This is a genomic window from Jeongeupia naejangsanensis (genome assembly GCF_016865585.1).
In the GTDB taxonomy this organism is placed as follows: domain Bacteria; phylum Pseudomonadota; class Gammaproteobacteria; order Burkholderiales; family Chitinibacteraceae; genus Jeongeupia; species Jeongeupia naejangsanensis.
Window position 1 is genome coordinate 110,706 of the sequence record NZ_JAESND010000010.1, and the last position, 21,716, is coordinate 132,421.

Annotated in this window: 22 protein-coding genes; 9 read left to right on the plus strand and 13 right to left on the minus strand. The window is 66.8% G+C overall.

What is annotated here, in order from left to right; genetic code table 11:
• Positions 1-86: 86 nt before the first annotated feature.
• The gene (locus JMJ54_RS16665) at positions 87-1,082 is read left to right on the plus strand and encodes a nitrilase family protein (RefSeq protein ID WP_203539686.1); all 996 of its coding nucleotides are present in this window, start codon (positions 87-89) and stop codon (positions 1,080-1,082) included.
• On the opposite strand, the gene JMJ54_RS16670 is transcribed toward JMJ54_RS16665, so the two are convergent.
• Positions 1,073-1,948: a LysR family transcriptional regulator gene (locus tag JMJ54_RS16670; protein ID WP_203539687.1), complete on the minus strand. Its 876-nt coding sequence runs from the start codon at positions 1,946-1,948 to the stop codon at positions 1,073-1,075. The genes JMJ54_RS16665 and JMJ54_RS16670 overlap by 10 nt on opposite strands.
• A gap of 100 nt (positions 1,949-2,048) precedes the next feature.
• Here JMJ54_RS16670 and JMJ54_RS16675 point away from each other — a divergent pair, with 100 nt between their 5' ends.
• The 4 genes from JMJ54_RS16675 (at position 2,049) to metF (ending at position 4,209) form a co-directional block, all read left to right on the plus strand.
• The gene (locus tag JMJ54_RS16675) at positions 2,049-2,474 is read left to right on the plus strand and encodes a CidA/LrgA family protein (RefSeq protein ID WP_203539688.1); all 426 of its coding nucleotides are present in this window, start codon (positions 2,049-2,051) and stop codon (positions 2,472-2,474) included.
• Positions 2,474-3,160: an LrgB family protein gene (locus JMJ54_RS16680; protein WP_203539689.1), complete on the plus strand. Its 687-nt coding sequence runs from the start codon at positions 2,474-2,476 to the stop codon at positions 3,158-3,160. The genes JMJ54_RS16675 and JMJ54_RS16680 overlap by 1 nt, the downstream gene beginning before the upstream one ends.
• Positions 3,157-3,300, plus strand: a complete 144-nt coding sequence (locus JMJ54_RS16685; protein WP_203539690.1) for a hypothetical protein — start codon at positions 3,157-3,159, stop codon at positions 3,298-3,300. Before JMJ54_RS16680 ends, JMJ54_RS16685 begins: the two co-directional genes overlap by 4 nt.
• A 78-nt stretch (positions 3,301-3,378) precedes the next feature.
• A complete protein-coding gene (gene metF, locus JMJ54_RS16690) occupies positions 3,379-4,209 on the plus strand; it encodes a methylenetetrahydrofolate reductase [NAD(P)H] (RefSeq protein WP_203539691.1) in 831 nt (276 codons plus the stop codon).
• 45 nt (positions 4,210-4,254) lie between these two features.
• Here the strand turns inward: metF and JMJ54_RS16695 are convergent, their stop codons facing one another.
• A complete protein-coding gene (locus JMJ54_RS16695; protein WP_203539692.1) occupies positions 4,255-5,040 on the minus strand; it encodes an AraC family transcriptional regulator in 786 nt (261 codons plus the stop codon).
• 96 nt (positions 5,041-5,136) lie between these two features.
• Between JMJ54_RS16695 and JMJ54_RS16700 the strand changes: the two genes are divergently transcribed.
• Positions 5,137-6,027, plus strand: coding sequence for a DMT family transporter (locus JMJ54_RS16700; RefSeq protein WP_203539693.1), 891 nt, complete (start codon positions 5,137-5,139; stop codon positions 6,025-6,027).
• A 304-nt stretch (positions 6,028-6,331) separates the two neighbouring features.
• Entirely contained in the window at positions 6,332-8,020 is a 1,689-nt protein-coding gene (locus tag JMJ54_RS16705) for a Na/Pi cotransporter family protein (RefSeq protein ID WP_203539694.1), read from the plus strand.
• A gap of 58 nt (positions 8,021-8,078) precedes the next feature.
• Here JMJ54_RS16705 and JMJ54_RS16710 read toward each other — a convergent pair whose 3' ends face one another.
• From JMJ54_RS16710 to JMJ54_RS16730, 5 genes are all read right to left on the minus strand, one after another.
• The gene (locus tag JMJ54_RS16710; RefSeq protein WP_203539695.1) at positions 8,079-8,585 is read right to left on the minus strand and encodes an outer membrane lipoprotein; all 507 of its coding nucleotides are present in this window, start codon (positions 8,583-8,585) and stop codon (positions 8,079-8,081) included.
• Positions 8,586-8,655: 70 nt separating this feature from the next.
• On the minus strand, positions 8,656-9,243 hold the full coding sequence (locus tag JMJ54_RS16715) for a 2OG-Fe(II) oxygenase (protein ID WP_203539696.1): 588 nt from the start codon (positions 9,241-9,243) through the stop codon (positions 8,656-8,658).
• Positions 9,206-11,281: a site-specific recombinase gene (locus JMJ54_RS16720; protein ID WP_203539697.1), complete on the minus strand. Its 2,076-nt coding sequence runs from the start codon at positions 11,279-11,281 to the stop codon at positions 9,206-9,208. The genes JMJ54_RS16715 and JMJ54_RS16720 overlap by 38 nt, the downstream gene beginning before the upstream one ends.
• 264 nt (positions 11,282-11,545) lie before the next feature.
• Positions 11,546-11,959 carry an ExbD/TolR family protein gene (locus tag JMJ54_RS16725; RefSeq protein WP_203539698.1) on the minus strand — a complete coding sequence of 138 codons (414 nt, stop codon included), beginning with the start codon at positions 11,957-11,959 and terminating at the stop codon, positions 11,546-11,548.
• Positions 11,959-12,693 (minus strand): MotA/TolQ/ExbB proton channel family protein, encoded by a 735-nt coding sequence (locus JMJ54_RS16730; RefSeq protein ID WP_203539699.1) that lies wholly within the window; start codon positions 12,691-12,693, stop codon positions 11,959-11,961. Before JMJ54_RS16730 ends, JMJ54_RS16725 begins: the two co-directional genes overlap by 1 nt.
• 339 nt (positions 12,694-13,032) lie before the next feature.
• Here JMJ54_RS16730 and JMJ54_RS16735 point away from each other — a divergent pair, with 339 nt between their 5' ends.
• Entirely contained in the window at positions 13,033-14,640 is a 1,608-nt protein-coding gene (locus tag JMJ54_RS16735; protein WP_203539700.1) for an EAL domain-containing protein, read from the plus strand.
• A gap of 23 nt (positions 14,641-14,663) precedes the next feature.
• Positions 14,664-15,254 (plus strand): glutathione S-transferase, encoded by a 591-nt coding sequence (locus tag JMJ54_RS16740; RefSeq protein ID WP_203539701.1) that lies wholly within the window; start codon positions 14,664-14,666, stop codon positions 15,252-15,254.
• 249 nt (positions 15,255-15,503) lie between these two features.
• Here JMJ54_RS16740 and JMJ54_RS16745 read toward each other — a convergent pair whose 3' ends face one another.
• The 6 genes from JMJ54_RS16745 to JMJ54_RS16770 all read right to left on the minus strand — a co-directional run bounded on the left by JMJ54_RS16745 (position 15,504) and on the right by JMJ54_RS16770 (position 21,703).
• The gene (locus JMJ54_RS16745; RefSeq protein ID WP_203539702.1) at positions 15,504-16,793 is read right to left on the minus strand and encodes an L-cysteine desulfidase family protein; all 1,290 of its coding nucleotides are present in this window, start codon (positions 16,791-16,793) and stop codon (positions 15,504-15,506) included.
• A gap of 172 nt (positions 16,794-16,965) precedes the next feature.
• Positions 16,966-19,080: a TonB-dependent siderophore receptor gene (locus JMJ54_RS16750; RefSeq protein ID WP_203539703.1), complete on the minus strand. Its 2,115-nt coding sequence runs from the start codon at positions 19,078-19,080 to the stop codon at positions 16,966-16,968.
• 76 nt (positions 19,081-19,156) lie between these two features.
• Positions 19,157-20,719, minus strand: coding sequence for a PepSY-associated TM helix domain-containing protein (locus JMJ54_RS16755; RefSeq protein WP_203539704.1), 1,563 nt, complete (start codon positions 20,717-20,719; stop codon positions 19,157-19,159).
• A 4-nt stretch (positions 20,720-20,723) separates the two neighbouring features.
• Positions 20,724-20,981, minus strand: coding sequence for a hypothetical protein (locus JMJ54_RS16760; RefSeq protein WP_203539705.1), 258 nt, complete (start codon positions 20,979-20,981; stop codon positions 20,724-20,726).
• Entirely contained in the window at positions 20,981-21,244 is a 264-nt protein-coding gene (locus JMJ54_RS16765) for a hypothetical protein (protein WP_203539706.1), read from the minus strand. Before JMJ54_RS16765 ends, JMJ54_RS16760 begins: the two co-directional genes overlap by 1 nt.
• A 198-nt stretch (positions 21,245-21,442) precedes the next feature.
• Positions 21,443-21,703, minus strand: coding sequence for a YkgJ family cysteine cluster protein (locus JMJ54_RS16770; RefSeq protein WP_239000155.1), 261 nt, complete (start codon positions 21,701-21,703; stop codon positions 21,443-21,445).
• Between the last annotated feature and the right edge of the window lie 13 nt (positions 21,704-21,716).

Below are 21,716 nucleotides of genomic sequence, written 5' to 3' on the forward strand. Positions count from 1 at the left end.
GGAAAATCCATCATTATCCGCCGCCGGAGCAAGGTGCTTAAATCGTCGGTGTCGCCGGCCCGCCGGCATGTACCGGAGTCCCCACCATGACCGAAACGCTGCGCGTCGCCGCGGTGCAGTTCCAGCATCGCGCCAACGACAAGACCTACAACCTCGGCCGCATCGCCGACTTCGCCCTTGAGGCCGCCCGCCGCGGCGTGCAGCTGCTCGCCCTGCCGGAAATGTGCATCACCGGCTACTGGCACGTGCCCAGGCTCGACGCTGACGCGGTCGCCGCGCTGGCCGAACCGCTGGGCGGCCCGTCGGTCTCCGCCGTCCGGGCGCTGGCGCTCCGGCACGGCATCGGCATCGGCGCCGGCTTCATCGAGCGCGGCGACGACGGCCGGCTCTACAACGCCTACGCGGTCTGCCTGCCCGATGGCGAGGTGCACTGCCACCGCAAGCTGCACGCGTTCGAGCATCCGGCGATCGCCAGCGGCGACCGCTACACGGTGTTCGATACGCCGTGGGGCGTGCGCGTCGGCGTGCTGATCTGCTGGGACAACAATCTGGTCGAGAACGCCCGTGCCACCGCGCTGCTCGGCGCGACGGTGCTGCTGGCGCCGCACCAGACCGGCGGCACCGATTCGCGCAGCCCGCATGCGATGAAGAAGATTCCGCTGTCGGTCTGGCGCAATCGCCATACCGATCCGGCGGCGGTCGAGGCGGCGTTCCGCGGTCCGAACGGGCGCGAGTGGCTGCTGCGCTGGCTGCCGGCGCGCGCGCACGACAACGGCCTGTTCATCGTGTTCGCCAACGGCATCGGCGAGGACGACGACGAGGTGCGGACCGGCAACGCGATGGTGCTCGACCCGTACGGCCGCATCCTCGCCGAGACGTGGGCCGCCGCCGATGCGCTGGTCGACGCCGAGCTGGACCTCGGTCTGCTGCCGCTGTGTTCCGGGCGACGCTGGATGCAGGGCCGGCGCCCCGAACTCTACGGCGTGCTGACCGAGGGCCGGCCGGGGCTGCGCAATGCCCGCGCCGCGCGCTTCTCCGACGATCCGGTCGACGTCAATCTGACCGACGTCGCTCAGCCGTAACGCGCCTGTGCCAGTGTCAGCCAGGCCCGTGCAGCGTGCGACAGGTAGGCGTCGCGCGGCCACGCCAGGGCGATCTCCCACGGGATATCGGCTTCGAGCGTGCAGACGGTCAGCCCTTCCTGGGTCGACGCGGCGATTTCCGACGCCGGCAGCAGCGCGATGCCGATGCCACCGCGCACCATCGCCGCAATCAGCCCGGGCTGGCCGCTGCGGCCGGCGACCTGCGGCGCGAAACCTGCTGCGGCGCACGCGCCGACGATGCGGTCGTTGAGCGCGAAGCCCGGCGTGAACAGGATGAACGGCTCGTCGGCGAGGTCGGCCAGCGCCACCACCGGCCGGTGCGCCCATGCCGAGCGCTCGGGCGCGATCAGCGCCAGCCGGTCGCGCACCAGTGTCAGCGTCCGGTAGCGCGGATCGTCGACCGGGTGCAGCAGACCGCCAAGTTCGAGTTCGCCGGCGAGCAGCGCGGCCTCGATCGCGATCGCACCGTCCTCGAACAGCTTGAGCTCGACCCCCGGGTACTTGCGCTTGAACTCGCTGATCAGCGCGACGAACACCCGGCCGCCGAGCGATGGCACGCCGATGCGCAGCTCGCCGCGCGCCAGCCCCGACAGGCCGTCGAGTTCGGCGCGCAGCTGTGCAGCATCGCCGAGCAGCCGTTCGGCATAACCGAGCACCACGCTGCCGGCATCGGTCAGCCTCGGCCGCTTGCCGTCGCGCACCAGCAGCGTCTGGCCCAGCTCGTCCTCGAGCTGGCGTACCAGCTTGCTCACCGTCGGCTGCGTCACGCACAGCTTTTCGGCCGCAAGCGTGAAGCTGGCGCAGCGGGCGACTTCGGCAAAGGCGCGCAGGGTTCGCAGTTCCATCGCTGATCATTCCAAATCGGCATTGATTTCATAAGGATAATTCATCCTTGTAATCAATGCGCAGGCCTACACTGCGGGCTGTGTACTCAGGGAGGCCATCATGGCTACCTCGCGCGCCGCCAGCCTGCTCCGGCTGCTGGCCCAACTGTTGCTGATCTTTGCCATCTGGTTCGCCACCGACTGGTTTGCCCGCGCCGTGCATTCGCCGATTCCGGGCAGCGTGATCGGGCTCGGCGCGGTGCTGGCGCTGCTGATGAGCGGCCTGATGCCGGCCGACACGATCCGCCGCGGCGCCGAATGGCTGCTGGCCGAGATGCTGCTGTTCTTCATTCCGCCGTGCATCGCCGTGGTCCAGTTCGGCACGCTGTTCAAGGCCGAAGGCCTGCCGCTGATTGCAGTGATCGGCCTCGGCACGCTGATCGTCATGGCCGGCACCGCGCTGGTCGTCGACGTCGTGTTCCGCTGGGAACACCGCCGCCGCATCCGCGCCAAATCGCGCCGCCGCGAACTTGCCGGAGTACTGTGATGGAATCCTCCCCACTTGCACTGATCAGCCTCGTCCTGACCATTGCCGTCTATTACGGCTGCAAATGGCTGTACCGCCGCCACCGCAGGATCTGGTTTGCGCCGATCCTGCTCGCCCCGCTGATCCTCGGCGCCATCGTGCTGCTCGCCGGCATTCCCTATCCGGTCTACAACGCCGATGCCCGCTGGCTGGTCTGGCTGCTCGGGCCGACGACGATCGCGTTCGCGGTGCCGATCTACGACCAGCGCGACATCATCCGCCGCAATCCGCTGACGCTGACGATCGGCGTGATCGCCGGCGTCGTGCTCGGCATCGGCTCGTCGTATCTGCTGTCGCGGCTGTTCCAGCTGCCCGACGAGGTCACCCACAGCCTGCTGTCGCGTTCGGTCTCGACACCGTTCGCCGTCGTCGCCACCGATGCCTTCGGCGGCTCGCGCGAGCTGACCTCGCTGTTCGTCGTCGTCACCGGCGTGTTCGGCATGGCGATCGGCGAAACGGTGATGCGACTGCTGCCGCTGCGCTCGCGCATGGCGCGCGGCGCGATGTTCGGTGCCGCCAGCCACGGCGCCGGCACGGCCAAAGCACGTGAAATCGGCGACGAAGAAGGGGTCGTCGCCAGTCTGACCATGACGATGGCCGGCATCGCCATGGTGTTGATCTCTCCCCTGCTCGGAGCATGGTTATGAAACGTCCCTTACCCTGGTGCTGTGCGCGGCGTCGCGCACGGCTGCGGCAGCAACCCAAGCGCACGCCGCAACGTGCCGATGCCGTCGGCGGTACGACCGGGGAACTCGCGCCACCACCGGTCAAGCTCACACCGACATGAAGCGAATGCACGCAGCAGGCACGTAAAGGCCGGCGGGGCAATGGTAAGATGGCCGGGACCGTTTACCGAAACCATACCATGACCCGCCCGCCGATCAGCTTCGAATTCTTCCCGTCCAAGACGCCCGAAGGCGTCGAGAAACTGCGCAACACCCGCCGCCAGCTCGCCCAGTTCAAGCCCGAGTTCTTCTCGGTGACCTTCGGCGCCGGCGGCACCACGCAGGACGGCACGCGCAACGCGGTATTCGAAATCCAGTCCGAAGGCCATCAGGCCGCGCCGCACCTGTCGTGCATCGGCTCGACCCGCTCGACGATCGCCGAGCTGCTGACGAGCTACCGCGAACACGGCATCCGCCGCATCGTCGCGCTGCGCGGCGACATCCCGTCGGGCATGGTCGACGTCGGCGAATTCCGCTACGCCAACGAACTGGTCGCCTTCATCCGCGAACAGCACGGCGACTGGTTCCACATCGAAGTCGCCGCCTACCCCGAGTACCACCCGCAGGCGCAAAGCGCCGAGGCCGACCTGCGCGCCTTCGTCGGCAAGGTCAACGCCGGTGCCGACGCGGCGATCACCCAGTACTTCTTCAACGCCGACGCCTACTTCCGCTTCGTCGACGAAGTGCAGAGCCGCGGCGTCACCATCCCCATCGTCCCCGGCATCATGCCGATCCAGAACTTCAGCCAGCTGTCGCGCTTCTCCGACATGTGCGGCGCCGAGATTCCGCGCTGGCTCAAGCTGCGGCTGGCGTCGTTCGGCGACGATTCGGCGTCGATCCGCGCCTTCGGCCTCGACTTCGTCACCGAGCTGTCCGACCGGGTGCTGTCGCAAGGCGCGCCGGGGCTGCACTTCTACACGCTGAACGCCGCCGGCGCGGTCAGCACGATCTGCCAGCGGCTCGGTTTCTGAGCCCGCCACACCTCGCACACCAACGGCCCCGAACGGGGCCGTTTTTCATGCGCCCGGCAATTCGCGCCGGTACTGCTCGGGCGTGGTGCCGGCCTGGCGCTGGAACATCGCGATGAACGCCGAACTCGTGCTGTAGCCGAGGTCGAGCGCGATCGCCTGAACGCTGCGCCCCTTGTCGAGCAGCTCGATCGCGTGCAGGAAGCGCAGGCGCTGCCGCCACTCGCCCAGACTCATTCCCAGTTCGCGCTGGCAGTACCGCGCCAGCGTACGCTCGGTCAGATGGACCGCTTCGGCCCATACCGAGGCAGTGCGGTTGTCGCCGGGCTCGCGCTGCAGCGCGTCGAGCACCTGCTGCAGCGCCGGCGTGCTGGCCAGCGGCAGGTAGCGCGGCTCGACCCTCGCGCGGCCGAGCTGATCGACGACGACCTGCGCCAGCCGGCGATCAGCGTCGCTGTCCGGCACGGCGACCTGGCGTTCGGCGAAGTCGATGAGGATGGCGCGCAGCACCGCACTGATCGCCAGCATGCACGGCTGCGCCGGCAGGGCGCTGCACAATGACGGATCGAGATCGAGCGCGCGGTACAGCACCGGCTGCTGGTTGTAGGTGCCGTGCACGACACCGGGCGGTAGCCACACCGTGTACTGCGGCGGCGAGATGAAGCGTTGCCCGCCGACGTCGATCTGCATCACGCCGCGCTCGGCGTAGTTGAGCTGCCCCCAGGCATGGTGGTGCAACTCGCATTCGGTATCGGCGGCCAGCGCATCGAAGCGGAAGCACACCGGATACGGCAAATGGTCGAAGTCGCGGCGGGGTGAATACTGGTGGGCCATGCTGTCCGGATACGCGGATGATCTGTCCGGTTCTCAGTATATGCGGACAGGCAGACAGGCGGACAATCCATGGCAACACTTCGCAAGGTGATTGCCATGCCCTTACTCCTCCCCGTTCTGGCCGTACTGATCTGGGCCGCCAACACCGTCGTCAACAAGCTCGCCGCCGGCGCGATCATGCCGGCCGAAATCGGTTTCTACCGCTGGCTGCTCGCCGCGCTGCTGTTCACGCCCGTCATGCTGCGCCCGCTGCTCCAGCACCGCGCAGCGGTCCGGGCGCAGGCCGGGCGCATCGTCGTGCTCGGGCTGCTGGGCATGGTCGTCTACCAGAGCCTGGCCTACTACGCCGCACACAGTACCTCGGCAACGAACATGGGCATCATCCTGTCGCTGATGCCGATGATGGCGCTGGCGCTGGCGATCGCCCTGCTCGGCCAGCAGCTGACGCTGGGCGCGATCACCGGCTCGGTGGTTTCGTTCGCCGGCGTGCTGATCGTCGTTTCCGGCGGCAGCAGCGCGGCGCTGCTGCACCACGGCGTCGGCAGCGGCGACGCGCTGATGCTGATCGCCACGCTGGCGTACGCGCTCTACAGCGTGCTGCTGAAGAAGTGGCAGATCCAGCTGCCGTCGCTGCTGCTGCTTTACCTGCAGGTGCTGGTCGCCGTGGTGCTGCTGTTCCCGCTCTACCTCGCCTCGCCCAAGACCGGGCTCTCGGCCGTCAACATCCCGCTGGTGCTGTACGCCGGGCTGTTCGCGTCGATGCTGGCACCGTTGCTGTGGATGACGGGCGTCGCCAAGGCCGGCCCCAGCCGCACCACCTTGTTGTTCAACCTGTCGCCGGTGTTCACCGCGCTGATCGCCGCAACGCCGATCCTGCACGAAAGGCTGGCGTGGTATCACCTTGTCGGCGGCGTGCTGACGCTGGCCGGCGTGCTGCTCAGCGAGCGCTGGAAGCAGCCGTTCGGATTGTCCCGCCGCCCCGCCTGAGCCCGTTCTCAGCGGACACCTGTTGCGCAGGCGCCGCAGCCGCTGACGTCCGTCTGGCCGAATTAACGCCGCGGGCCAGCCAAGCCGGCAGCGATGGTCAAGACTGAATGAAAGTGCAACAGCGGCCATCCCCCCGCGGCGGCACCCGCGCAGCGCAAACCCGGTGCAATCGTGCCGGCAAGGCGCATCCCCGCGCAGGCCGCCGGAGCGAGCCGGCCGCACAATAACGGCAACACCGGCCAGGCAGGACAAAGGCCGGGTTGCAATGCCGGGGCTGCTTGGCCCGCGGCAGGGGAGAACGAGCATGATGACCGTTCTGCTTCATCTTGCCGGTGGTGTCGCCCTTCTGACCTGGGGGCTGCACATGGTCGAAACCGGCTTCATGCGCGCCCTCGGCGCGTCGTTGCGACAACTGATGGGCCGCAGTCTGGGCAGCCGCTGGCGTGCGCTGTTCGCCGGGATGGCGATCACCACCGTACTGCAAAGCAGCACCGCCACCGGTCTGCTGGCGACCTCGTTCGCCGCGCGCCGGGTGCTGACGCCGGTGGCCGGGCTGGCGATCATGCTTGGCGCCAACCTCGGCTCGACGCTGATCGTCCAGGCCTTCTCGCTGCATCTGGGCTGGGTGTCACCGCTGTGCCTGATCGCCGGGCTGTTCATGTTCGAGCGCGGCAAGGGCTCGCAGACGCGCGATTTCGGCCGCGCCTTCATCGGCATCGGCCTGATGCTGCTGGCGCTGCGGCTGCTGGTCGAAACGATGCAGCCGGCCGAGGCCGCACCGGCGGTACGGGCCATCCTTGATGTGCTGGCCGACCAGCCGCTGCCGAACGCGGTGATCGCCGCACTGCTGACTTGGGCAGCGCACTCGAGCATCCCGACCGTGCTGCTGGTGATGTCGCTCGCCGGCTCGCACGCGATCCCGGCCAGCACCGCACTGGCCATGGTGCTCGGCGCCAATATCGGCAGCGCGCTCAACCCGTGGTTCGAGGGCAACAAGGGCAACGACAACCTGCGCCGCCGGCTGCCGGCCGGCAACCTGCTGCTGCGGGGCGGCAGCTGCCTGATCCTGCTGACCGCGGTCGGCCCGCTGGCGCACGGGCTGTCCCGGCTCTGGCCCGATGCGGGCGCGCTGGTCGCCAACTTCCATACCCTGCTCAACTTCGGCATCGCGCTGTCCTTCATCGGCCTGCTCAAGCCGGTCTCGAAGCTGCTCGAGCGCCTCTTCCCGGATCACCGCCCGGCCGCCGACCAGCCCGATGCACCGCGCTACCTCGATCCGTCGGCCATTGCCACCCCGTCGCTGGCACTGACCTGCGCAACGCGCGAAGCGCTGCACATGGGCGACATCGTCGAGGACATGCTGCGCTCGAGCATGCCGGCCCTGCTCGGTGACGACCGGCAGCGCATTCTGGACATCACGCGCCGCGACAACGCCGTCGACCGGCTGCACGAGGCGATCAAGCTCTACGTCACCGAGATCACCCGCGAAAGCCTGTCGCCGCAGGACGCGGCCCGGGCGATGGCGATCATCGGTTTCGTCATCAACATGGAGCACATCGGCGACATCATCGACAAGAACCTGATGGAGCTGGCCGGCAAGAAAATCCGCAGCCAGCTGAGCTTCTCGCACGACGGCGCCGCCGAGCTGACCCGGCTTCACCATGAAGTGCTGGAAAACTTCCACCGTGCCCAGTCGGTCTTCATTTCGGCCGACGTCCGCACCGCGCAGACGCTGCTGGCGGGCAAGGCCACGATCCGCGAGCTGGGCCGCCACGCCGCCGACACCCATCTGGCACGGCTGCGCGACGGCGTGCCCGAGAGCATCGCGTCAAGCTCGCTGCATCTGGACGTACTGCGCGATCTGCGGCGGATCCACTCGCACATCTGCGCGATCGCCTATCCGGTACTCGAACAGGGCGGCGCACCGGACGAAGGCCGCGCGCGGCCGAACGAAGCCGGCAAAACTTGGCAGGGGGTCGCCGGGCGAGTCTAGTCCCGGCGCAAAAAAACGGCCCCGCGGGGCCGTTTCTGTCACCACTGGCGGGCCGCGGTCACATCGGCGCCGTTTGCGGTGCCGCCTGCGGGACGATGCCGTTGCCGGCCGGCACGACACGAGTACTTTTCTGGTCGGTCAGGATGTCGACACGCTGGCCCACCGACAGCGGCGCGTCGGCCTTCTGCACGATGACCAGACGCTGGCCGTTGTCGAGCCGTACGGTAATTTCGTAGGCATCCTGCTGGGTCACGCCCTTTTCGATCGCGTTGCCGGCCAGACCGCCGACGATGGCGCCGAGGATGCCGGCGACAATCTGGCCGTTGCCCCCGCCGATGTTGGTGCCAGCGGTAATGCCGCCGATCGCGCCGCCGGCGACGGTGCCGACACCGGTCGAGTCTTCCATCTTCACCGAACGCAGGTTCTCGATCGCGCCCGACTGCACGGTCGCAGCCTGCATCATCTGATCACGGTTGTAGACGTTCGACGAGGTATTGGCGCAGCCGGTCGCGAACAGTGCGGCGGCGAGCAAGGTGGTCGCGCCGAGAATGCGGCGGGTCGTCATGATCCTGCCTCCTGATGGTTTGATCTGCCCATATTTTAATCGCCGCAATTCGCGGCCGCTGTGCAGCAAGTCACAGGGCACGGCGGCGGAACCAGCCGGTCAGCGACCAGCGTTCCCGCTGTGCCGGCTTCACCTCGTGTTCGAAGCGGTCGGACATGAACACCGCCAGCGTGCCGCCATGCGGCACGACGTCGGTATGGCTGCCGTCGTCGAGATAGAGCCGCAGCTCGCCACCGTCGGTCTCGCCCCATTCGGGATTCAGGTAGAGCACGATGGTGACGACGCGGGTGTCCTCGCCGCGATGCTGGTCCAGATGCCGTTTGTAGAAGCGCCCTGCCGGATAGACCGCCAGATGGCATTCGAGTTCGGCCAGACCGAGATAGAGCGCAGCATTCAGCTCGCCGCGCAGCGCGTCGAGCCGTGCCAGCGCAAGCGCCGCAGCCGGGTCGGCGTCGTCGAGCCACAGCACCTCGTCGCCGCGAATCTCGCCGTTGACGGCATGACCGCCGGCACGGCCGACGCCGGCGCGGGCGAAGTCACCGCGCCGCGCCTGGGACGATGCAACCAGCGCGGCGACCTCGGCCGGCGTCAGGAACCCCGGCAGCACGCACCAGCCGGTTTCAACCAGCGCGTTGACGACGCAATCGAACCCACTCACGCACGGTCTCCTGATGGTTGGGCAGGCTGGGCACCGGCGCTTCGACCACCGGTTTGGGCGAGCGCGGCGGCACGAAGAACTGCGCCGGATTCTTGAGGAAGCGCCGGACCAGCTCGCCGAGCAGGGGCTTGGTCGCCTGGAAGGTCAGCTTGCGCGAGCGCAGCGCCACCCACAGCGCCAGACCGAAGCTGACCGCGAGGTTGGTCATGCCGATCAGCGCGATGCCCAGCACCGACATCGCGACGATGTGCCAGTCGAGCTGGAAGTTGTACGCCACCGCGGCAAACGACAGGTAGGCCGACGAGAAGGTGATGTGACGGATGTCGATCGGCAGGCCGAGCAGGAAGCCGACGGTGCCGATCATGCCCAGCATCATGCCGAAATAGAAGTTACCGGCCAGCGCGCCAAGGTTGTTCTCGATGTACTTGGCCAGCCGCCTGGCGCGCGACTCGCCGACCAGCCAGTTCAGCCACGGCAATGCCGCGATCCGGTCGGGAATGCGGTTGTAGATCGCCTTGTTGTCGTAGTAGCCCGAAATCAGCCCGGCGAGGAACAGGCAGCAGCCGGCGATTGCAGCATGGAACACCGCCAGACTGGCAATCGGCGACAGATCGTGCAGCAGGTGGTCGGCCTTGGCGGCATCGACCGGCGGCACGCCGAAGTACCAGTTCCACGTCATGGCGATCAGCAGCGCCACCGGCATCGCCAGTGCGACGTTGCCGACAATGGCGATGAACTGCGTACGCACGACCTTGACGATCAGTCCGGCGAGCTCGTCGAGGTCGAGCCGCTGCCGGTTGCGCTTGCTGCCGGCATGGATCGTCGCGGCAATCTTGGCCGCCGTCATCGCCGGCTGCTTGGTCGCGATGGTGAAGTGCAGCATGTGGATCAGCATGAAGCCGAGCGCGTAGTTCAGGCCGAACAGGATGGCCTCGAGCAGCAGCGGGATGTGCGCCTTGGCGGTCAGCAGCTTGAGCAGCGCCATGAAGCCGACGATGACACCGGCGCCGGCGGCCGACCTGAACATGCCCAGCCATTCGCTGCGCGTTTCGGCGATGTAGTGCTCGCCGGTGTGGCTGGCGTGCTCGGTCACCTGCAGGGCCAGCAAGGAGGTGTTTTCGGCGAAGACGTCGCGGATCCGGTACTTGCGGTTCTCGGCGCGCACCAGCGCGACCAGGCCGTCGATCACCAGCTCGGCCTTGTCCGGGTTCGGCACCGGATCGATCAGCAGCAGCAGCATGCGCATGCGCTCGATGTGCTGGTAGATCCGCACCAGATGGTAGGTCAGCCCGACCGAGATGCCGTTCTTCGCCGCGCTCTTCTTCGCCTTGGTCAGCCACTCCTCGCACTGGTCGAGCAGCACGAGGATGGGCCGGACGTCCTCGTCGGGCAGCGCCTCGTCGATCATCGTCCGGCGGTAATGCTCGATATAGGCCAGCGTTTCGACGTTCTGGCGCACGAACGGCGACTCGAAGCGCTCGATGTCCGGGTTGTTGCGCACCAGCTCGGGTTCGAGGCCGATCGCCGACAGCCGGCACGACAGCACCTGGATCGCCTCGAGCACCTGGACCCGGGTCTTGTTGATGCTGACCAGGTCGGTCTCGTCGTGGAAATGCATCGCCCGGCCGAGCGCCAGCCAGGCCTCGCGGCTGATCGCCTCGAGCCAGACGTAGTCGGTCTTCTTGTGGAACAGCGCGCCGAACACGTCCTTGAGCGAATAACGGTTGAACACCGGCGGCAGCACGCGGTAACCGATGCGGCGGGTCAGCGCGGTATAGAAGGTCTCGTTCGAGAGGATGCCGGTGTCGGTATAGAGCTGGACCTGCTTGCGTGTCGACAGCAGGTGCAGCATGTGGCGCCGCAGTGCGGCACGGAAGTCGCCCGACTGTTCGAGCAGGTAGGCCAGCGCCTGTACCGCATTGTTGGCGGCAACGGCATCGGCGTGGTCGCGCGGGCGCATCGTGTCGACGAGCTCGCGAAACAGGTCGAAAGCGCGGTCGGTCGGCGCGCTGACCATCGTTCGCAGAATGGCTTCCATTCGGGTTTCCGTAGTTTTTGCAATTTTATCGCAGGGCGTCCGCGTCCGCGCGAAACGCCCGGCAAGCCCGTGATCGCCCCGGTTCATGACGATGGCGACCACCGGCGGCGTGAGGGCGGCCCTGTGCGCGCATGGCCGCATAGCATGCCTGATGACGGCCGGATGGGGCAGCGTAAACGCTTGGCCTTGAAAAAAACGAAAACGCCCGCAATGCGGGCGTCTTTCAGCGGCGTTGCGGCCGGGTTCCGGCCTGCGCCGGCACGGTCACTGCGCCTTCGGATCGGTAACGAAGCCGATGCGTTCCAGCCCGTTGCGCTGTGCAGCCGCCATCGTCTGCGCGACGACTTCGTAACGCACGTTGCGGTCGGCGGTCAGGTGCAGTTCGGGTTGCGGCTTTTTCTCCGCCGCGGCCTTCAGGCGCTCGTCGAGCACCGTCTCGTCGATCTTCTCGCCCTGCCAGAAGCGCTGGCCGCTGGCGTCGATCGACAGCGCGATGTTCTCCGGCTTGACCTCCTGCGGCTGGTTCGCCGCACGCGGCAGGTCCATTTTCACCGCGTGGTTGATCACCGGCACGGTGATGATGAAGATGATCAGCAGCACCAGCATGACGTCGACCAGCGGCGTCATGTTGATCTCGCTCATCACGTCTTCATTGTCGTCGAGGCTGCCGAACGCCATCACTTGCTCCCGTTGACGACGTTCAGCGCCGGTGCCGGCGACGCGGCCGTGCTGCCGACGCGCGAACCGGTGACGAAGTAGGCGTGCAGGTCATGCGCGAAGCGCGACAGCTGCATCGACACCGCCTTGTTGCCGCGCACCAGCGCGTTGTAGCCGAGCACTGCCGGGATCGCGACCGCGAGGCCGAAGGCGGTCATGATCAGCGCCTCGCCGACCGGACCGGCGACCTTGTCGATCGTCGCCTGGCCGCTCACACCGATACCGACCAGCGCGTGGTAGATGCCCCAGACCGTGCCGAACAGGCCCACGAACGGCGCGGTCGAGCCGACCGAGGCGAGGATGGACAGGCCCGACTGCATCGATTGCTGGGCGTCGTCGATCGCGCGGCGCAGGTTGCTGGTCACCCAGTCGCTGACATTGAGCGCGCCGTGCAGGTCGTTCTTGTTGTGTGCGTGGTGGGCCACCGCGTCGGCGCCCTCTTCGGCCAGATGGCGGAACGGGTTCGACGCACGGGTCTCGCCGAGCGACGACAGGCCGGCGGCGAAATCGCGCTGGTGCCAGAAATCGTTGCTGGCGGCGCTGGCCTGGCGCTTGAGTTTGACCAGTCGTGCCGCCTTGAGCACGATCACGCACCACGATGCGATCGACATCACCAGCAGCAGGATGGCCACGCTGCGCGTGACGAAATCGCCTTGTGCCCAGAGCGCGGCGATACCGTAGGGATTGGTTTCCATCTCGTTTCCTTGTGCGATTCGTTAGGCCGAAACCCGTGGGCCGCCCATTCCAGCCTGCCATATTAACGAGAATTGTTATCATCCTCAACGCTTTGCGGCCACTATCTGCGACACGCGCAGACCGACCGGCACAGTTCGCAGTCTTGCCGACACGGCACTGACGCAAAGCTTGGGAACGTTTCTTTGAAATTGGGTTCGGCAACGTTGCCGTAGCGTCATCGTCAAGCAACATATCGGAAAGGCCATTGCCAAATGCTGCCAAGGCATTTGACCGGGCCGCTGCCTAGAATGAGGGCAAACCGGCTTCGCCAGCCGTTCCCCGCGCCTTTCCGAGACCTCATGCCCTTTCGACTCGCCAAACTCTTGCGTCGTCCGGACGCCGCCGATCTGCCTTTGGCAACGCTGCAACCGAAGCATCCGGGCAAACGCCTGCTCGTCTCGTTGCTGGTCGCCATGGCACTGCCGGCCATCGGCGTCGCCGTGGCGTCGCTGCAGGCGCGCTGGCAGCTGCAACAGCGTGCGGACAAGGTCGTGGCCCAGTCGATCGGCCTGCTCGACCAGATGTTGGGCAACGCCGATACCAGCAACAACGCCGTGATGCAGCTGGCCGGCGGCCCCTGCAACGACGATACCCGGCAGCTGCTGCAGCGGCAGGTCGCCACGGTCCCCTTCGTCCGGTCGGTCAACCTCGTCGAACACGACCGCCTGTACTGCACTTCGCTGCTCGGCAGCACCGATCAGGCAATCGGCTTGGAAGCCTACGTCGACGGCCGCCTCCGCCTGCGTCCGGGAAACGCCACCACGCCGGAGGTCCCCATCCTCGTCGTTCGGCAGGCCCGCGACCAGCGTGGTGCCCTTTCGGTCATCGACGGACGCTATCTGCACCGCGCGCTGCAGTTCGCCTCCGACTACAGCGAACTGTATCTGGTCGTCGGCCCGCTCTACATGGACAAGTTCGGCCAGGTGCACAAGGCACCGGTGCCGCCCCTGCCGCAGGCCCGGTCCAGCATCGCCTCGGCGCACTTTCCCTACACCGTGGTCGCCGGCTCGCCGGAAGGCTCGATCGTGCGTTACCTGATGGACTACGACCTCGCGTTGCTGGTCCTGATCGGCAGCCTCGGCCTTCTGAGCGGTGTCATCTGTTATCGCCTGCTGGGCCGTCCCGCATCGCCGCGCACGCAGTTGCAGGGCGCCCTCAATGCAAAACAGTTCGAGCCCTTCGTCCAGCCCATCGTCAACGCCACTGACGGGCGCTGGTCCGGCGTCGAAGTGCTGATGCGCTGGCGTCTGCCCGGCGAAGGCCTGATCCGCCCCGACCTGTTCATTCCGATGGCCGAACAGACCGGACTGATCCTGCCGATGACGCGCGACCTGATGCGCCAGGTGGCCGAAGCACTGGTACCGCACGCCACCGAGCTGCCCCCGCACTTTCACGTCGGCTTCAACATCAGTGCCGCGCACTGCAACGACCCACGGCTGCTCGACGACTGCCGCGATTTTCTCGCCCGCTTTCCGCCGGGCAGCATCGAGCTGTGGCTCGAGCTGACCGAACGCCAGCTGATCGAGCCGACCGAGCAGACCGACCTGCTGTTCATGCAGCTCGATTCGATCGGCGTCAAGGTGGCGATCGACGACTTCGGCATCGGCCACGCCAGCCTCAACTACCTGCAGCGCTTCAAGGTCGATGCGCTGAAAATCGACCAGAGCTTCATCAAGCGCATCGGCGCAGACACGTTGTCGGCCCACCTGCTCGACACGCTGGTCGAACTGGCGACCAAGCTCGAGATCGACCTGATCGCCGAAGGCGTCGAAACCGCGGCGCAGCGCGATTACCTGCGGGCGCTGCACGTGCGTTACCTGCAGGGCTACTTTTTCGGCCGGCCGATGCCGATCGGCGAGTTCATTCACGCGCATCGCCACAAGCGCGATACTGCCGACCACCCCTGATCTTCCGGCAGCCCCGATCACCGATGAAACCACTGCTCTACACCTTCCGCCGCTGCCCGTACGCGATGCGTGCCCGCCTCGCCATCGCCGCGAGCGGCGTCGACGTCGAACAACACGAGGTCGTGCTGCGCGACAAGCCCGCCGGGCTGCTCGCCGCGTCGCCCAAGGGCACCGTGCCGGTGCTGTGCCTGCCCGATGGCCGCGTGATCGAGCAAAGCCTCGACATCATGCTGTGGGCGCTGGCAACCCGCGATCCGCAACGCTGGCTGGCGGACCGGGCCGGCGCACTGGCGCTGATCGCCGACAATGACGACGGCTTCAAGCGCGACCTCGATCACTACAAGTATGCCGAACGCTTCCCCGAGCACCCGGCCAGCCACTACCGGCAGCGCGGCGAGCGCTTTCTGGCCCGGCTCGAAGCGATGCTCGCGCAGCAAGCGCATCTGGGCGGCATGCAGCCGGGGCTGGCCGACGCGGCGCTGTTCCCCTTCGTGCGCCAGTTCGCCCATGTCGACAAGGCGTGGTTTTACGCGGCGCCGTATCCGCGGCTGATCGCCTGGCTCGACGACTGGCTGGCCTCCCCGCTGTTCGCCACGGTGATGCAGAAGACGTAAAAAAAAGGATGGCGGCGCCATCCTTTTCCGGGGCCGGCCTCGGCCTCGATCACCGCGAACACGATCACTGTCGATCTCGACCAGCGCATCCTTCGGAAGCCGTGCCACCTCGGCCCAGCTGCGCGCCGGACACAAGGGCCGATCGCGGCGGCGAGCCTGAGGGGAGTCCGGCAATTCACCGGTACGCCCCCGAGTAGAAATCGCAGGAGCGTACCGGCTCGCCTCGCGAACAAGCCGGTGACCAGGCAATCAGCAGCTGTTCTTTTGAACCATGATCTCGATGATCTGCCGGTCGGTCTGCATCATGCTGCCGCAGGCAAGCGCGCACAGATTGTCGATCGACGCGTCGACCCCGTGGGCGACGATGCCCTCGTTGCCGGTGACGCGGATGTCGTCGAGCGCCATCAGCACGGCCTTGTAGGCGGCCGTGCCCGACGTCGACACCTTCATCGCGCAGCTGTTCGACGCCCCGTCGCAGATGATCCCGGCAATGTCGCCGATCATGCTGCAGATCGCCATGCTCACCGCGTCATAGTCGCCGCGCAGCAGCCAGGCAATGCCGGCGGCGGCGCCCATCGACGCCGTCGTCACCGCACACAACGCCGACAATTTGGGCAGCTTGCCATGCACGTACACCGCCATCAGGTGCGACAGCATCAGTGCACGCGCCAGCTTCTCGTCGTCTGCGCCGACGTGCTCGGCCACGACGACGACCGGCATCGTCGCGGCAATGCCCTGATTGCCCGAGCCCGAGTTGCTCATCGCCGGCAGCGTCGCACCACCCATGCGCGCGTCGGACGCCGACGTCGAGCGGACCAGCACGCGGGTCAGCAGGTCGTCGGACAGCAGCCCCTTTTGTACCTGCCGCTGCAAGGTTGCGCCGATATGCAGTCCGTATTCGCCCTTCATGCCCTCACGCGAGAGGGCATCGTTGAGCCGGGCGGCATCAAGGATGAAGGCAATGTCGGCCAGTGGCACCGTTGTCGCGAAATCGTAAACGTCGCGGGCGGTTGCGCCGGCGAGCGAGTACCCCAGCCCGTCACCGCCAGCACCCGGCTCGGCCTCGAACAGCACCTCGCCGTCCTTCTCGATCCGGACCACCCGGGTATGGGCATCGGCGATGCAGACACGCACCCAGTGCCCGCCGGCTTCGAGCCGCGACTCGGCGTAGAGGATGTTCGGCACCTCGGCGATGCCGACGCTGACCTGCTGCGCCGCGAGCATGGCCTTGCCATCGGCAACGACCCCGGCAGTCAGCGACTTGAGCACCTCGAGTCCGGCATCCGGATCACCGCCGAGCGCGCCGACGGCGGCGGCGATCGGCAGGCCGACGGTGCCGGTACCCGGCACCGTCACGCCCATGCCGTTCTTCATCAGGTTCGGCGATACCTTCGCCACGATGCGTTCGGGAAGGACGCCGAGCTCGCGGCGGGCGATGGCCGAAGCCAGCGCCAGCGAGATCGGCTCGGTACAGCCCAGGGCCGGGGCGACTTCCTTTTTGATGGCCTTGATGAATTCGGGCCACAGTTCGGTGTTCATGATGCTGCTCCAGGTTTCGTACCAGTCTGCTCGTTTTTGCGGCACGGGCAATCAGGGAAATTCACGAGCCGGCAATTGGTTCACCGTCCGGGCGATGCGAACGGCCGGCAAGCCGGTGTTGCTGCCAAAAAAAACGGACGCCGAAGCGTCCGTTTCCCTGCAGTCCCACCGGTTACCAGCGATAGCGCGCCGATGCGGTGACGGTGCGTTCGTAGCCGTAGTAGCACCAGTTGATGCTGTTGCACGCGGTGACGTATTCCTTGTCGGTCAGGTTGCTGACAAAGAGCTGCAGTCGCCAGTCGCGGATGTCGTAGTGCACCGACAGGTCGATCAGCGTGTAGGCATCGGCCTTCCACTGGTTGGCCGCATCGCCGTAGCTCGAGCCGACGTAGCGGACGCCCGCGCCGAAACCGAGCCCGGCCAGCGTGCCGCCTTGCAGCGTGTAGTCGCCCCACAGCGATGCCTGGTGCTTCGGCAGCAGCGCGACCTGCTTGCCCAGCGTCGCCGGATCGTTGCTCTTGGTCACTTCGCTGTCGCTGAAGGTATACGACGCCATGACGTTGAAGCCCGGGCGGAAGTTGAACTTGCTCTCGAACTCGAAGCCGCGCACCTGGATCTCGCCCTGCTGCACCGAGTAGAAGGCATGGTCCGGGTCGACCGTCAGCGCGTTTTCCTGCGTGGTCTGGTACATCGCGGCCGTGATCATGTGGTTGGTCCCGGTCGGCTGGTACTTGATCCCGCCTTCGTACTGCTCGCCGGTGGTCGGCTTGAACGCATCACCCGCGAACGAGCGCTCCAGCGTCGGCTGGAACGACGTCGAGTACGCGACGTACGGCGCCAGCCCCGAATCGAACACGTAGTTCAGGCCGGCGCGGCCGGTGAACGCCTGGTCGTTCTGCGTGCTGTCCTTGCCGGAGAGATTGTCGCGCACGTCGGTGTCGACCCAGTCCTGACGGCCGCTCAGCGTCAGCACCCAGCGGTCCAGCTTCATCTGGTCCTGCAGGTACAGGCCGAGCTGGCTCTGCTTCTGCGTCACGTCGTTGCTGGTGGCCGGCGTGACGATGTCGGCGCCGTATTGCGGGTTGAACACGTCGATCGGCGGGGCCGAACCGTAGCCCGAGGTCAGGCGGTCATTGGCCTTGCGGTAATCGAGACCGGCCAGCACGACGTGGCCGACAGCGCCGGTGTTGAAGCGCGCCTCGGCCTGGTTGTCGACGGTGAACATCTTCGTGTTGTCGTGCGGCGTGTAGACGTAGCGGTTCAGCGTGCTCAGGTCGGCCTGCAGGCCGTTGGCGCCGACCATGTCGTGGAGTACCTCGGTTTCGGCAAAGCGCAGGTTCTGGCGCACGGTCCAGGTGTCGTTGACCACGTGGGCGAACTCGTAGCCGATCGACTTCATTTCCTTGTCGTAACGGTCGTAGTTCGGCTCGCCCGGGTCGAACGACGGCGAAATCGAGCCGTTCGGGTTCTGCATCACCGTACCCTGCGCCGGCAGGAAGCCGCCGGGGTTGCCGCTTTCGGATTTCTGGTAGCGCGCGAGGAAGGTCAGCGACGTATCCGCGTCGGGTTTCCAGGTCAGCGACGGCGCAAAGAAGTAACGGCGGTCTTCGCCGTGATCGATGCTGGTGTCGCCGTCGCTGGCCAGCGCGGTCAGCCGGTACAGCCACGTGCCTTCGTTGTTGAGCGGGCCGGACAGGTCGACCGTCGCCTGCTTGTGGTTGAAGCTGCCGAACTCGACGCCCACCTCGCCCATCGGCGCATCGGTCGGGCGCTTGCTGACCATGTTGACCATGCCGCCCGGCGGCAGCTGGCCGTACAGCACCGACGACGGCCCCTTGAGCACTTCGACGCGTTCGAGCCCGTACGGCTCGACCCGCGACTGGCTGGTCCAGCTGCCGTTGGGCAGCGACATGCCGTCGAGGAAGAACGCCGGATTGAAGCCGCGCACCAGCAGCCAGTCGCTGCGGGCATCGGCGCCATAGGCACCGCCGACGACGCCCGAGCTGTAGCGCAGCGACTGGTCGATGCCGTTGATGGCCTGATCCTGCAGCTGTTCCTTGGTGATCACCGTCACCGACTGCGGAATCTCGGTCAGCGGGCTGTCGGTCTTGCTGCCGGTCCGGCTGCGCTTGGCCACGTAGCCGTACACCGGGCCCTGCGCGTCTTCGAGCGCGCTGGCGCTGACGCTGACGGTATCGAGCGTGGTTTCGGCGGCCTGGACATCGGCCATGGCAAAAGCCAGCGCCATCGCCGCGATCAGCGGACGCATTGTGCGTGGAGGAGTCATGAAGTTCTTTTCCCTAGAATTGCAAACACATCGTCAACGGCCGCTTGTCAGGCGCGGCCTGTCGTAAAACACGGTTTCAGGCCATCGCAGGCGGTGCCGCCCCGGCCCAGACGCTGTTGGCCTGGCCGTCACGGGCGCGGCGTCGCGTGGCGCGGGCCAGCGCGGCAAAACCGGCTGCCAGCCCCAGCCCCATCGCATCGATACCGAACACGACCCATTCACCGCGCACGGCGGTCACGAACAGGTGGTCACCGGTGGCAATGCCGTTGCTCAGCGGAATCAGCGCCGACAACAAGGCGGCAACGCTCAGCAACTCGAATGCGGCGCGTGCCGGTGGCCGCAGGAATGACCAGAGCAGCAACAGCGCGAAGGAGGCGAAGCACGCCACGCGCGCCCAGACTGCCGGATCGGCGCCGAAGGCATGGGCCACCATGGTCGCGACGAAGGCCGCCGACACTGCCGCGCAGCTGCCGATGCACACACCGACGGTGGCCTGCGCCATGCGCCAGGTTTTCAGCTGCTGTGCCGGCGCCTGACGCTTGCGGCGCGCCTCGATCCACAGCAGATTGCCCGAATAGAACAGGAAGGCTCCGGCAAGGCCCAGCACGAAGTACAGCCACTGCACCAGCCGGCCGCCGAAGCTGCCGAAGTGCAGGCCGTAGGTGTCGCCCAGCACCGCCTGATTGACGGTGCGCTGCCCCGGCACTTCGGACTTCAGCACCTCGCCGCTGACCATGTCGACGCCGACGCCGCCGTAGGGGCCCAGCGTGTCGGGCGAAGCACCGCGAACCTCGACCGTGGCATTGCGGTCGCCGTAGTTGATGTAACGCAGCCAGTTGGCTTCCATGTCCGGCGCCACCGTGCGCACCCGCGCCAGCAGCGTTACCGGATCAAGCATCGCGGCCGGCTGCCCCGCCAGCGGCCGGGTGACGACGGCGCTGGTTGCCGGTTCGAATTCGGTCGCCAGCTTGCCCTCGGTCACGCCGTAGTTGAACAGCGCGAACACGACGCCATAGAGGCAGAACACAGCGCCGGTCACGGCGAACATCAGGTGGAAAGGCAGGCTCAGCACGCCGATGACGTTGTGCGCATCCTGCCAGAAACGCTTGAGATTCCTGCCCGGCCGCAGCGCGAACAGGTCCTTGGCCAGCAACGGCAGGTGGACGAGCAGGCCCGACACCAGCGCCAGCCCGTAAAGCAGCGAGACGATGCCCATGAGCCAGATGCCGGCCACCGGCAGCCCCAGCGAAAAATGCAGTTCGTTGACCAGTTCGGCGAGGTCGGCTTGTGGTGCGGGCGGGCGGCCCTGCTCGATCTGGGCCAGCGCCCGGTGCTGCCATGCACCGGTCCCGGCGTCGAACCACCACGCGGTCAGTGCCGGATCGTGGTGCGACGGCAACATCATCGCGAACTGGCCCTTGAGTTCCGGATGTGTGGCGTGGAAGGCGGCAATCCGCTGCCCGGCGTCGTCGATGCGTTCGATCGGCGCATTTCTCGTCGCCGGCGATTGCCAGACGGCGATGTCCTCGTGGAAGACGGTGATCGCACCGGCGTAAAACGCGATGAACAGCGCAAAACCGGCCACGATGCCGGTCCAGGTATGCAGTTGCTGGTACAGCCTGATCGTCGCCGACTTCATGGCGTCATGCCCCCAGCAGCCTGGCGGCCGACAGTGCGGCGAAGGCGGCGAGTGTCGCCAGTGCCAGCACCACCCACGCGCGTACGGCGCTGCGGAATAGGGGGCTGGCGGCCACGATGGCGAGCCAGGCCGGCACGATGGCCAGCATGCCCGGCACCATGCCGTCCTGCCAGCGGCCCGGCCAGGCGTAGACCAGCGTGCCGACGGCAAACACGGCCAGCGGCAAGCCCAGCAGCGCGCCGGCGCTCAGCCTGCCCCACATCAGCGCGACGCCCGCGACGGCAACAGCAAGCCCAGATACGGCAGCGCGACACTGGCGGTCATCACGACCAGCATCGCGGCAACCAGACCGGACGCCACGTCGGCGGCATGCATCCAGACACCCGTGCCCGCCAGCACCAAGGCGACAGCAAGCCCCCGCAAACGGCGCGCGCAACGGGCTTCAGGCAGCAGCTGCTGATGCGGCGAAGCGAGGTAAATGCAGGCGGCAGCAGAGAGGCAAAGCAGAAAAGCGAGCGCTGACATGACGACGGCAAATAAGTTCACATACACGATGGAATGCGAATGCTAACACGATCAATTCTCATTAACATTTCACCGAAACCCACCCAGGCTTGCTGCCGCGTCAAGGTCGCGTCCGAACGCCGGCAAACGCTCGCTTGGCAGCAGAGCGAAAAAAAAGACCGCCATGGCGGTCTTCTGATCGTTTCGGGTCCTGTGGGGTCAGGGCGCGGTCGCGCGCTCGAGTTCGGTCAGCCACGCCAGCGCATGGCGGCGGTCGGCGCCGCACATCGCCGCCTCGGCCTGCAGTCCGCCGCACACGGCCGGGCGCGCCGGATCGGTGAAGATCGCGCAGCGCAGGTCGTCGGTCAGCTGGATGCAGGGCACGCCGGCCGGTTTGCCGTCCGGCATGCCCGGAATCGGGCTGGTGATCGACGGTGCAATGCAACAGGCGGCGCAGGCGGGACGGCAGGAAATCGGCATGGCCGCGATTGAA